The sequence below is a fragment of the Candidatus Aquicultor sp. genome (assembly GCF_054640775.1).
Window position 1 is genome coordinate 1 of record NZ_JBTSLF010000093.1, and the last position, 10,836, is coordinate 10,836.

Annotated in this window: 14 protein-coding genes; 7 read left to right on the forward strand and 7 right to left on the reverse strand. The window is 52.8% G+C overall.

Annotated elements, in window-relative coordinates; all coding sequences use genetic code 11:
- Window positions 1-66: 66 nt before the first annotated feature.
- The 6 genes from ACYC56_RS08730 to ACYC56_RS08755 all read left to right on the forward strand — a co-directional run bounded on the left by ACYC56_RS08730 (window position 67) and on the right by ACYC56_RS08755 (window position 2,437).
- On the forward strand, window positions 67-594 hold the full coding sequence (locus ACYC56_RS08730) for a hypothetical protein (protein WP_461373796.1): 528 nt from the start codon (window positions 67-69) through the stop codon (window positions 592-594).
- Between the two features lie 84 nt (window positions 595-678).
- The gene (locus ACYC56_RS08735; RefSeq protein ID WP_461373809.1) at window positions 679-819 is read left to right on the forward strand and encodes a type II toxin-antitoxin system HicA family toxin; all 141 of its coding nucleotides are present in this window, start codon (window positions 679-681) and stop codon (window positions 817-819) included.
- A complete protein-coding gene (locus ACYC56_RS08740; RefSeq protein ID WP_461373797.1) occupies window positions 820-1,029 on the forward strand; it encodes a type II toxin-antitoxin system HicB family antitoxin in 210 nt (69 codons plus the stop codon). It begins immediately after the preceding gene.
- 167 nt (window positions 1,030-1,196) lie between these two features.
- The gene (locus ACYC56_RS08745; RefSeq protein WP_461373798.1) at window positions 1,197-1,745 is read left to right on the forward strand and encodes a TspO/MBR family protein; all 549 of its coding nucleotides are present in this window, start codon (window positions 1,197-1,199) and stop codon (window positions 1,743-1,745) included.
- 215 nt (window positions 1,746-1,960) lie between these two features.
- Entirely contained in the window at window positions 1,961-2,221 is a 261-nt protein-coding gene (locus tag ACYC56_RS08750; RefSeq protein WP_461373799.1) for a DUF4258 domain-containing protein, read from the forward strand.
- Window positions 2,222-2,224: 3 nt separating this feature from the next.
- A complete protein-coding gene (locus ACYC56_RS08755) occupies window positions 2,225-2,437 on the forward strand; it encodes a DUF2283 domain-containing protein (RefSeq protein ID WP_461373800.1) in 213 nt (70 codons plus the stop codon).
- Window positions 2,438-2,727: 290 nt separating this feature from the next.
- On the opposite strand, the gene ACYC56_RS08760 is transcribed toward ACYC56_RS08755, so the two are convergent.
- Genes ACYC56_RS08760 through hoxE form a run of 5 tightly spaced genes read right to left on the reverse strand, consistent with a single transcriptional unit; the run spans window position 2,728 to window position 7,770 of the window.
- Window positions 2,728-4,164, reverse strand: coding sequence for a Ni/Fe hydrogenase subunit alpha (locus ACYC56_RS08760; RefSeq protein WP_461373801.1), 1,437 nt, complete (start codon window positions 4,162-4,164; stop codon window positions 2,728-2,730).
- 9 nt (window positions 4,165-4,173) lie between these two features.
- Window positions 4,174-4,767 carry an NADH-quinone oxidoreductase subunit B family protein gene (locus tag ACYC56_RS08765; protein WP_461373802.1) on the reverse strand — a complete coding sequence of 198 codons (594 nt, stop codon included), beginning with the start codon at window positions 4,765-4,767 and terminating at the stop codon, window positions 4,174-4,176.
- A complete protein-coding gene (hoxU, locus tag ACYC56_RS08770) occupies window positions 4,767-5,498 on the reverse strand; it encodes a bidirectional hydrogenase complex protein HoxU (protein ID WP_461373803.1) in 732 nt (243 codons plus the stop codon). The genes ACYC56_RS08765 and hoxU overlap by 1 nt, the downstream gene beginning before the upstream one ends.
- Window positions 5,495-7,168 (reverse strand): NuoF family protein, encoded by a 1,674-nt coding sequence (locus ACYC56_RS08775; protein WP_461373804.1) that lies wholly within the window; start codon window positions 7,166-7,168, stop codon window positions 5,495-5,497. The genes hoxU and ACYC56_RS08775 overlap by 4 nt, the downstream gene beginning before the upstream one ends.
- Window positions 7,165-7,770 (reverse strand): bidirectional hydrogenase complex protein HoxE, encoded by a 606-nt coding sequence (hoxE, locus tag ACYC56_RS08780; RefSeq protein WP_461373805.1) that lies wholly within the window; start codon window positions 7,768-7,770, stop codon window positions 7,165-7,167. Before hoxE ends, ACYC56_RS08775 begins: the two co-directional genes overlap by 4 nt.
- Window positions 7,771-7,998: 228 nt before the next feature.
- On the opposite strand from hoxE, the gene ACYC56_RS08785 reads away from it, so the two are divergent.
- Window positions 7,999-9,696, forward strand: coding sequence for a GspE/PulE family protein (locus ACYC56_RS08785; RefSeq protein WP_461373806.1), 1,698 nt, complete (start codon window positions 7,999-8,001; stop codon window positions 9,694-9,696).
- A gap of 24 nt (window positions 9,697-9,720) precedes the next feature.
- Here ACYC56_RS08785 and ACYC56_RS08790 read toward each other — a convergent pair whose 3' ends face one another.
- A complete protein-coding gene (locus ACYC56_RS08790; protein ID WP_461373807.1) occupies window positions 9,721-10,212 on the reverse strand; it encodes a chemotaxis protein CheX in 492 nt (163 codons plus the stop codon).
- A 118-nt stretch (window positions 10,213-10,330) separates the two neighbouring features.
- Window positions 10,331-10,836, reverse strand: a 506-nt coding sequence (locus tag ACYC56_RS08795; protein ID WP_461373808.1) for a hypothetical protein, incomplete at its 5' end; no start/stop codon positions are given.

A 10,836-nucleotide genomic window follows, 5' to 3' on the forward strand; every position in this document is an offset into this window, starting at 1 on the left:
AGATGTATAAGAAATAAGAGCTTTTTACCTTGAAGAAAAACGACGCATAGAAAAGGGTGTCTAGTAATGAATGAGATAGCGGCAGGCATAATAGCGAAAATGGTTGAATTGAACGAGGGGGTTGAAGGCAAGAAGGTAATGCAAAAGCTCGTCTACTTCTTGCAGGAGAGAGGCATGCCGTTGGGTTTTAAATATCAACTTTACTGCTACGGTCCCTACAGCCATGAATTAGCCTATGCGGTATCTGATTTTGAATCGTTTGGGATACTCGTGGCTCAGCCTGGGGCGAATAATGCCACAGCATATAAAAGTGGACCTACCGCGGGAATTTTTGTTGAAGCGAATAATGCGCTTGTTGATAAATTCCAACCTGTAATTGAAGCAGCGTTATATGAGTTTGGTAAAAAATCTAGTAGCGAGCTAGAGCTTATGGCCACGATACATTTTATTGATAAATCCATGCGTAGCAAGAATGGTATAAGTGAAAAGAACCAGGTAATCGCTCTAACAAAAAAGGAAAAGAAAAAGTTTCCCGAAGATGTCATTAGCCAAGCATATAATGAATTGGTAAGAGTCAGTCTCATTTGTGATTAAATATCCTGTATAAACCAATGTACAGTATTCTCGAGATACAGGATAGGTTTAACATCTCCATAACAGCTACCGCAGGTATCGAGCATAACAAAAGGTAGTCATCGTCAATATAAACATCCTTCCAAAAAGGGTAGAGTTACAATAGCAGGTCATCCAAATGATGATCTAAGCCCAGGGACATTAAATAGCATCCTAAAGCAAGCACAGCTTAAGGAGGATAAATAGGTGTATCGTTTTCTTGTAATAATAGAAAAAGCAAACGAAAATTATTCGGCGTATTCGCCTGATCTACCAGGTTGTGTTGCTACAGGCGCGACGCCTGAAGAGGCAGAGCAAAATATGCAAGATGCCATTAAACTTCATATGCAAGGTTTTAAAGAAGATAACCTGCCCATCCCAGAGTCACATTCTTTTGCAAAATATATCGCTGTCTAGGAGAGAAAGGGTACTTAACTAACCCCTTAATCTGCTCTTCTGTATTAGCTCATCCTTTTTTCATACAGGGGCTAGGTAAGAAGAAATCCTCAGCGATGCTATCCCCTTAAAAACAGAAATATTGCTGCTGCAAATATCATCTCTTCTTGGGTATAAATCTCTCTACTATGGCACTTAAAGGATCAAAAAAGAGCAGCTCCGGCATAGCTAAGTTGTTGGTGAGCATACTTATTGCGCAGGCGGTTGGCAACATTGGGACGATATTTACCGTACCTGCGGTTAGAAACTGGTATCCAAAGCTTAAGAAACCATCGTTCAACCCTCCGAATTGGATTTTTGGTCTCGCGTGGGGGATTCTTTTTACGATTATGGGGATATCGTTGTTTCTCGTTTGGCGCAAGAAAGAAGAGAGGCTGTCGGAAATACCTAACTTTAAGCCGGCCGTTACAGTCTTCGGGACTCAACTTGGTTTGAACGCGCTTTGGTCGTATATGTTTTTTGGTTTGAAGAACCCGCTTCTTGCGCTGATAGATATAGGATTTCTGTGGGTTGCGATCGTAGCCACGATCACGCTGTTCTTACCCATCTCGCTTGCGGCAGGTCTTCTTCTTATCCCTTATATCCTCTGGGTAAGTTTTGCCGCAGTGCTCAACTATTCTATCTGGCGACTTAATCCCCCGCACCCTAACTCTGTCCCACTAGGGACGAGAGAATAGATTTCTCAACGTTTGCTCTAGCCTCCACTATAGTGCAGTTTCGGGCCACGGAACGTTCCCTGCAAATCAAAAACGCTCACATTTCCATGAGCACAAAAGCATAAATATTTGACACCGTATCCGATAAGCGCTAGCTTATCTTTGTGTCGTATTTAACCAACTATTAATGGAATCCTAGATGTTACCGCTAATCTCATCAAACAGGAGTCGATGCTATGGATGTTGTCTTTATCGAGCATGCTGATGAACGAATAGTAGAAAGAGGCACTAATGCTGATGAGGTAAAGCAGGTACTCGCGACTGCTGATACAGTACCCACAAAGCTAGGCAGGATAGCTGAAGAAGCGGTATTTGAATATAATAGTAATTGGCTCGGGAAATATTATAAGCAGAAAAAGGTAAAAGTAGTATACGTAGAAGAACAGGGTAAGACTATGGTTATTACCGTTTACGTGTACTTCGGGAGCTGGGGGTAAGAGATGAGATTATCATACGATACCACATACGATGTTCTCTACATCAAGTTTTCAGAACAAGTTGAGAAGGTGACCAGTAAGAACCTGGATGAGGAGATCACCATCGATTTTGACGTCGATGGCAAAATAGCAGGGATAGAAATACTGGATGCCTCGAAGCATGTTGATTTAGCTAATCTTTTACCTGTCCAGGTTGAAAAGAAAGCAGCAGGTTAATCGTATTGTCGCTCGGGCACACCCAGTGCCCGTAGAATCGGCTTTGCTGGTCACCACCCGGTAAATGCCTCCTGGGTTATATTAACACCCATGAGAAACGTTACGATGAGCCACCGCCGGTTAAAGTAGCCGAGCGCACTCGTACCCATTACGGTGCCTCCCCAAATAACCTTAACCCATTGATCAAGATACATTATCGCACCCCTTTCTGCACAACGTTCTATAAACACGCATATATATGCCCCCATTGCAGCCCTTTTAAAAAGGTGGCCACTTCCTATCACAGCGGGCTAAGTGCCCCGCTTCACCTCATGCACCACACTCCCATCAGGTCCAACCAACCGCACCTGCATCGGCATTTGCCCTAAAGCATGGCTCGCACAACTCAAGCACGGGTCGAACGCCCTAATAACCGCCTCAATCCGGTTCAACGCCCCCTCAGGTATCTCATCCCCACGAATAAACTGCTTCGCAACCTGCAAAACCCCACGGTTCATCGCCCCATTATTGAATCCGGTGGCGATTATCAAGTTAGCCTGCGTCACAAGACCGTCATCATCGATCTTATAATGATGAATCAACATACCCCTGGGTGCCTCAGCGACGCCAACGCCCTCCGAGCAGTTGGGTTCGGCCTTCGCTCTAATCCGGCGCCCCAAAACGTACGGCTCGTCCAACAGTACGCCCATCTTCTCAACGCAATAAAGTATCTCGATCAGCCGCGCATAATGATAATGAAACGAACTCAAGACAACGCCGCGCTCAAGCGACCTGAACTCGGTCCACTCCTGGGCGGCCAGGGGCATATCCACCTTATCAATAATATTCAGTCGGGCCAACGGACCGACTCTAAAAGCATTATCAGGCGGCGGGGTGTCCCTGTGATACGGGAACTTCATGTACGACCAGTCTTCCGCCTTCTCGGCGATGTGATCCTGGTACTCTGCAGCATCAATGCCATCGTCGACAATCTTACCGCTTGAGTCGACAATCCTCATCAGCCCATCCGTGTATTCCAACGCGCCGTCCTCACCAACAATCCCCAAGAAATAAGTAGGGTAGTTAGAAAACGTGCGGATTTCATCCCTAAAGTTCTCCATCGACCGTTTAAACCAGTCAAGCGAACGGCGTATCGCGGCCATAGCCTCGGGTAGCATCCCCCGTATCTCGCTCAGGGCGTCGGCTGAAAGGGGAGTGGCGACGCCGCCGGGGACGATCCAGCCCGGGTGGACGCGTTTGCCGGTGCTGGCCATATGTGCGATTACATTTTGGCCGAATTTGCGCAGGTAGATGCCGTCCATGGCGAGCTGGCGGTTGGCGGCGGCTACTTCGAAGAGGCTGCGCTTATTCGGGTCGGCATCCATTCCAAACAAAAGGTCGGGGGAGGAGAGGTAGAAGAAGCTTAAAGCATGCGACTGGATGACCTGGGCGAGGTTGGCGATTCGCCTCAGCAAGAGCCCGGTTTCGGGGATATTGACCGACAGGATGGCGTCGCAGGCCTTCGACGAGGCGGTCGCGTGGCTTACCGGGCAGATGCCGCAGATGCGCTGCATGATGAACGGCAGCTCGTAGAAGGGCCGTCCCTCGCAGAACTTCTCGAAGCCGCGAAACTGCGTAAGGTGAAGCCGTGCGTCCTCGACGCGCCCCTCGTTATCAAGGTGAATTGTGATACTCGCGTGCCCCTCGATGCGGGTCACAGGCGCTATTACGATATCTTTTCGCTCCAACTGTTCCTCCTATCCGAACCGGTTCTTGATTTCCGGCATGCGCCCCTCGAGAAGCTCGCTTATAACGAAATGGATTAAATCCGCCGAGGGAGGGCACCCCGGTATGAAGACGTCCACGCCCACGACCTCGTGCAACGGTACGGCGTAGGGCAGAAGCGCCGGGACGTTTTCCTTGGGGATTTTCGAGCCGATGCCCGTCCTCTCGAGAAAGATTTCATTTAAGAGGTCTGCGACCCTATGGGGGTTGCGGTATGCCACGATGTTGCTGGTCACGGCGCAATCGCCGAGCGAGACGAGTATCTTCGTACGCTCGCGCATCGTGAGAAGCCTGTGACGGTCCTCCTCGCTTCCGACCGCCCCCTCGATGAGCACGACGTCGACATCCGGTGGATATTCCTTGGCGTCGACGAGCGGGCTGTAGACGACATCCATCTTGCCGGCCAGCTCGATCAACCGCTCGTCCATATCGAAGATGGACATATGGCACCCCGAGCAGCCGTCAAGCCACGCCGTCGCCACCCTTGCTTTTCTAGCCGGTTTTTCCATCGCTTTTTTCGTCCGCGGTTTGCTTTCTCGCGACGATTCCTTTTGCCGCTTTGCCATTAGCGCTCACCCCTCATGATCTTCAAGAGCGGCAGGAACGTGTGCTCGCGTCGCGCCTCGGCAATCGACATTCCCCGCTCGTAGATGGCCCCGACCGGGCAGACGTTTACGCACTTGCCGCAGCTCGTACAGGTATGCGACTCGCCCCAGGGCTGGTCGAGGTCGGTGATTATCTGGTCTTGAACGCCGCGCCGCTTCATCCCTAAGGTATTGGCCCCCTCAATTTCCGAGCACGCCCGTATGCAGCGGGTGCACAGGATGCAGCGGTTGTGGTCGAGCACGAATTTGTCGTGCGTAGAGTCGATCTTAAGGCCCGGATAGAGATAGGGGTAGCGGATATGGGTGATGCCCAGCTCCAAAGCGAGGCCTTGCAGCTCGCAGTTTCTGTTCGCCACGCAGATAGAGCAGATATGGTTTCTCTCAGAGAAGTAGAGTTCGACGAGCATCTTGCGGTACTGCTGCAGCCGCTCCGAGTTCGTCGTGATCTCCATGCCTTCCCAGACGTAGGTGGTGCATGAAGTCAAAAGCTTCGGCACGCCCTTTACCTCGACGACGCACAGACGGCAGCCCCCATAATTCGTCAGCCCCTCGAATTGGCACAGGGTGGGGATGCGTATGTGGTGTTCGCGCGCCACGTTTAAAATAGTCTGATCCTCACGACCGGCGAGGTCGCGGCCGTCTATCTTAAGCGTCTTAACACGCAGCTCTTGTCGTGCGGGTTCCGGTCTCATCGCTTCACCTCCACGGCTTCTTTAAAGCTGCCGGCGTCTTTGAACTTGCACACCCCGGCCGGGCAGCGCTTCTCTTCGATGTGCGCTATGTACTCGTCGCGGAAGTAGCGCAGCGTGCTTAAGACCGGGTTCGGCGCCGATTGCCCGAGACCGCAGAGGCTGGCGTGTTTTGCCAGGTCGCAGAGTTCCTCAAGCATCGGCAGGTCGGCCATCGTCGCCGTGCCGTTGGTTATTTTCTCCAGGATATGATGCATCTGGACGGTTCCCACCCGGCATGGGATGCACTTGCCGCACGCCTCCGATTTGCAGAAATCCATAAAGTACTTGGCCACATCCACCATGCAGCTGGTTTCGTCCATGACGATCATGCCACCTGAGCCCATAATCGAGCCGACCTGCATCAGCGACTCGTAGTCGACCGGTAAATCCAGGAACTGCTCGGGGATACAGCCGCCCGACGGGCCCCCGGTCTGCACCGCCTTGAACTTGCGCCCTTCAGGGATGCCGCCGCCGAGGTCGTAGATGATCTCGCGAAGCGGTATCCCGAGCGGCACCTCGATGAGACCCACGTTATTTATCCTCCCGACCAGGGAGAACACCTTGGTCCCCTTGCTTTTCTCGGTGCCGATGGAGGCGAACCAATCGCCGCCGTTTTTAATGATGGGGGCTATATTTGCAAACGTCTCGACGTTGTTGATGAGGGTCGGCTTACCCCACAGGCCCCGCTCGGCCGGGTAGGGGGGACGGGGACGGGGGAGGCCGCGCTGGCCCTCGACCGACGAGATGAGCGCCGTCTCCTCTCCGGTGACAAAGGCGCCCGCACCGTAGCGCAGCTCGATATCGAAGCTGAAGGTGGTGCCTCCGATGTTGCGCCCGAGCAGGCCTTTCTTCTCGGCCTGCTTTATCGCGGTTTTCAGCCGTTCTATCGCCAGTGGATACTCGGCTCGCACGTAGATAAAACCGCGGGTGGCGCCGACCGCATACCCACCGATGACCATCCCCTCGAGCATCTGGTGGGGGTTACTCTCCATGACGCTGCGGTCCATGTACGCGCCGGGGTCGCCCTCGTCGGCGTTGCAGATGACGTATTTATCGCCGCTCGCACTATATGCTTTAGCCACAGTGCTCCACTTCAGGCCGGTCGGATAGCCAGCCCCGCCGCGCCCACGCAAACCGCTTCGGGTCACCTGGTCGATGACCTGCGCCGGACTCATCTCGGTCAAAACATCCAGCATGGGCTCGTAACCGCCGGCGGCGATGTAGTCCTCGATACGCTCGGGATCGATAAAGCCCGAGTGCTCGAGCACGATTTTCGTCTGGCGCATGAAAAACGGTGACTGCATCGAGAGCTTTTGTTCCTTAGTCAGCGTTTTGTCCAGGCCTTTGACCAATTTCTCGGCGTCTTCGGGGCTCGCGCCCTCGTGAACTGTGGCTTTCGACTCGGTTAAGACGATCGGCCCTTGAGAACACAAGCCAACGCACCCGACCCGTTTGACCTGTACCTCGTTCTCAAGACCGCGCTCTTTAACTTCCTTCTCTATCGCCTCTTTCACCTTGTCGCTGCGAAGCGACAGGCACCCGGAGGCCATACACACGTGTATCCTGTGCTTGTAGTTTTTCTTGGATTCTTGTTCGGCTTGCTTGATCTCGTTAACCTCATCGTGCGTCATTCCCCAACCGCCTCCTCCGTTATCCCTTCGATGATGGGATTCTGCGGGGCGGGGCCTTCGGGGGGCGTCGTGGGAACACCCTTCGGTGCACCCTCGGCATATTCGGCGATGGAAGTCCACCCGGTCAGCTTCTGTTTTACCGCCTCGGGGCTGATCTTGCCCGACATCTCGCCGTCAAAAAGCACGACCGGCGCAAGACCGCACGAGCCGATACACCGCGCCGTTACCACGGATACCTTTCCGTCGGCGCTCGTCTCACCCGGCTTTGCCCCGGTGACCTCTTTAACTGACTGCAAAAGGTCGTCGGCGCCTTTGATATAGCAGGCCGTCCCGGTACACACGGTGCAGGTATGCTCGCCTTGCGGTTTTAAAGTGAAGAAGTGATAAAACGTCGCGACACCGTAAACCTGGCTTAAGGGAACACGCAGCGCCGCCGCCACGTATTTCATGGCCTCTTCATCCAGAAAACCGAACGTTTCTTGCACTGTATGAAGCGTTTGGATCAGGGAATGCGGTGCATAGCCGTAGCCGCGCATCGTCCTGTCGATTATCTTCCACCTCCGGTCATCCGAAGGCGGGGAAGGTCTCTCAAGGTTTATCAAGTGCACCATCCTTTCAGCGGCTTTAATACGATCAGCACGGTATATTGTTACCCGTATCCTGTCAGAATTATTTGAATCGATTATTGGCCGGAATTATGGAGAGTGATTTCTTAGAGTGAATTAATGGGGGATTAGTTGAGGAATTATTAGAGTTACCTTAAAAACCCTACTAAATTCGTCGATATAAAGGTATTAACCTAATAAAAACTAAACGACGAGGTACCCAGCGTGGCACATCCTTCACAGCAGGCGTTAAGAAAAATAAGACTTGGAGAGTTGCTGGTCGCAGCCGGGGTTATAACGCAATCCCAGCTTGAAGAGGCGCTTTTTGCGCAGAAAAAGACAGGAGAGCGTCTCGGCGTTGCCTTGCGTAAACTGGGGTTTGTCGGTGAGGATACGCTCATCGAGTTTCTCGGTAGGCAGCTCGATATCCCGCATATCGACCTTGAGCATACGGAAGTCAATGAAGATATCGCCAGATTGATCCCCGAGGCGATCGCCCGGAAGTATAAGATCATCGCGGTGGCCAAAGTCGATACCCTCTTGACCTTAGCGACGGCCGACCCGCTCAACCTCTTCGCCATGGATGATGCAGAGAGTATTACCGGCTGCCAGATTATCCCCGTTATTACCACCGAAAGGGATATTCAAAAAGCGCTTGATAAGTACTATTGGATGCGGGGCGCGAACAGCGGTGTCGAAACAGGGCAGCGCCGTGCGGGGCAAAAAGCCGCCAACGCACCCGAGCAAGGTGCCGGCGACGGGGATACCAAGCGGTTTATCGAGATGGTTCTCAGACAGGCCTTGATCGACAAAGCGAGCGACATCCACATCGAGATGGGCGAAAACGAGCTGCGGGTTCGCATCAGGGTCGATGGTATCCTGCACGAGATAGCCACAGCCCCTAAATCGATTCACCAGTCGGTTGTTTCCCGGTTGAAGATATTGGCCGAGCTTGATATAGCCGAGAAGAGGGCGCCGCAGGATGGCAGGTTCTCCGTCCAGGCAGGTAATCGGAAAATCGATTTTCGAATGTCGACCGTTCCGACGATCTTTGGCGAGAAGGTCGTTTTAAGGGTGCTTGAGAAACAAGCGTCCTCCGTCAGCGAAGAGAGCCTTGGTTTCGATCGCGAAGACCTCCAGAAGTTCAGGCGCCTGGTAAATAGCCCGTACGGCATGATCCTCGTCTCCGGCCCGACCGGAAGCGGTAAGACGACCACGCTCTATACGGCGCTTAGCAACCTGGCGACGGTCGAGAAAAACGTGGTGACTATCGAGGACCCGGTCGAGTATACCTTCGACATGGTAAACCAGATACAGGTCAATCCCAAAGCGGGCGTGACCTTTGCTACCGGCCTGCGCTCACTCCTGCGCCAGGACCCGGACATCATCATGGTCGGCGAGATTCGTGATGAAGAGACCGCCGAGATCGCGGTCCACGCGGCCCTTTCGGGCCACCTCGTGCTTTCGACCATTCATACCAACGACGCCCCTTCGACGCCGGCGAGGTTTACCGAGATGGGTATCCAGCCGTTTCTTGCGGCAACATCCATCCTTGGCATCATCTCACAGAGACTCGTGCGGGTGCTGTGCCCGTCGTGTAAAGAACCGTATAAACCGGTTCCCGAGCTGCTGGCAGACCTGGGCTTGCCGAACGACGGCAGCATAACGTTCTACAAGCCGAGAGGATGCACCGAGTGCCGGGGTGTGGGATACAAGGGCCGCGAGGCGATATTTGAGATTCTTGAGATCGACGATGAGATCAAGGACTTGATCGTATCGAGGGCTGCGGCGGCGCGGGTGAGGGAAGTCGCCGAAAAACAGGGGTTTAGAACGCTGCGCGATGCCGGAATCGCTAAAGTCATACAGGGAAAAACTTCGTTGGAAATCGTCATGAAAGTCACTCAAGATGCGGGAGCTCTGTAGTAAGGGGCTTCTTCGTTACCTACGCTAAACGGCTTCGGCCTGCCGGAGCGACGCCTTCTCCTCTAGAGCGATGGTCACATCCATAGTCCCGAGTTCGCTGGCTAACGATACTCGCATACAGCCGAGTTTGAGGATCGAGATGAAGATATTCTTTCCGGCGATGAGGCTCGGTGGTGTGAGCGCAACATTCGAGTGCGCATCGTCAAACCGCGTGATTGCCATTCCCGAGACCATATTTCCAAGTTCACACAGCGCGCTTTGCGCCGTGCGGTCGAGTGAGTCGATCTTGCGCCCGAGCATCATGCTGGCGATGCCTTTGGCGGTGCTCAGCGACATACCGTAAATCATCTGGCCGCTTACCGCACCGGTTATTCCGATGAGAATATTTATCTCCTGGGATGTGCCCTGGGTCGTTGTTGCCGAAGACGGCTCTGTTGTGACCTGCAGGCCTACCTCCAGGTGTAGAAAATCAAACGCGGCGTCTACAAACGGTTTTGCAAGTTCAACGTTAAGCATAATTCACGATCCTTTCTTATCTTTATTTATTTCGACGAATTTTGGACAATCTTGAAGCATAATACCTCGTAATCACCATAATTTTGGGAGTTATCGGGCCTGAAGGGGGTCCAACCCGTTATTTGAACGTAAGGAGGCGCTTTCCATAGTCATCCTTCGAGAGGCGTGCGCCGCATTGCTCGAAGTACAGTATCCAGAAGTTTCGCACCAGAAGGAATTTTCGACTGCTGTTCGAGCGTGCGCCGACGACGTAGACCTTGACGCCGTTGAGTGAAGGCAGACCCCTATTGTTTTCTTCAGCGGATATGATCTCGTCGATGCGTTCGGGGACAAGGGGCTTTTCCATGAAGTTATAATCGGTGGATTGGTGATACATATCGGAAAAGATGATGAGCGTTTTTTGGTTCTCCCTGTGGTTATTGAAGACGCGCTCGGCAAGATACATGGCGCTCAGGATGTCCGTCGAGGGACTCTTCTCGCTCATGATGAACTCCGTCGCCGTCGCCGTGATCTTAGTTTTCTCTTTACTTTGGGCTTTCTTGAAATTGTCGAACTCTTTATTGCTGACCAGGTCGATGTCGGTTGACGGGTTGAACTCGGGTAGAGTTTTGTTGATGGGGAATG

What these genes read in the sequence shown, in the direction of transcription:
- ACYC56_RS08730 (WP_461373796.1), top strand. Translation starts at nt 67, where the DNA reads ATGAATGAGATAGCGGCAGGCATAATAGCGAAAATGGTTGAATTGAAC.
- ACYC56_RS08745 (WP_461373798.1), top strand. Translation starts at nt 1,197, where the DNA reads ATGGCACTTAAAGGATCAAAAAAGAGCAGCTCCGGCATAGCTAAGTTG.
- ACYC56_RS08750 (WP_461373799.1), top strand. Translation starts at nt 1,961, where the DNA reads ATGGATGTTGTCTTTATCGAGCATGCTGATGAACGAATAGTAGAAAGA.
- ACYC56_RS08755 (WP_461373800.1), top strand. Translation starts at nt 2,225, where the DNA reads ATGAGATTATCATACGATACCACATACGATGTTCTCTACATCAAGTTT.
- ACYC56_RS08765 (WP_461373802.1), bottom strand. Translation starts at nt 4,767, where the DNA reads ATGGCAAAGCGGCAAAAGGAATCGTCGCGAGAAAGCAAACCGCGGACG.
- hoxU (WP_461373803.1), bottom strand. Translation starts at nt 5,498, where the DNA reads ATGAGACCGGAACCCGCACGACAAGAGCTGCGTGTTAAGACGCTTAAG.
- ACYC56_RS08775 (WP_461373804.1), bottom strand. Translation starts at nt 7,168, where the DNA reads ATGACGCACGATGAGGTTAACGAGATCAAGCAAGCCGAACAAGAATCC.
- ACYC56_RS08790 (WP_461373807.1), bottom strand. Translation starts at nt 10,212, where the DNA reads ATGCTTAACGTTGAACTTGCAAAACCGTTTGTAGACGCCGCGTTTGAT.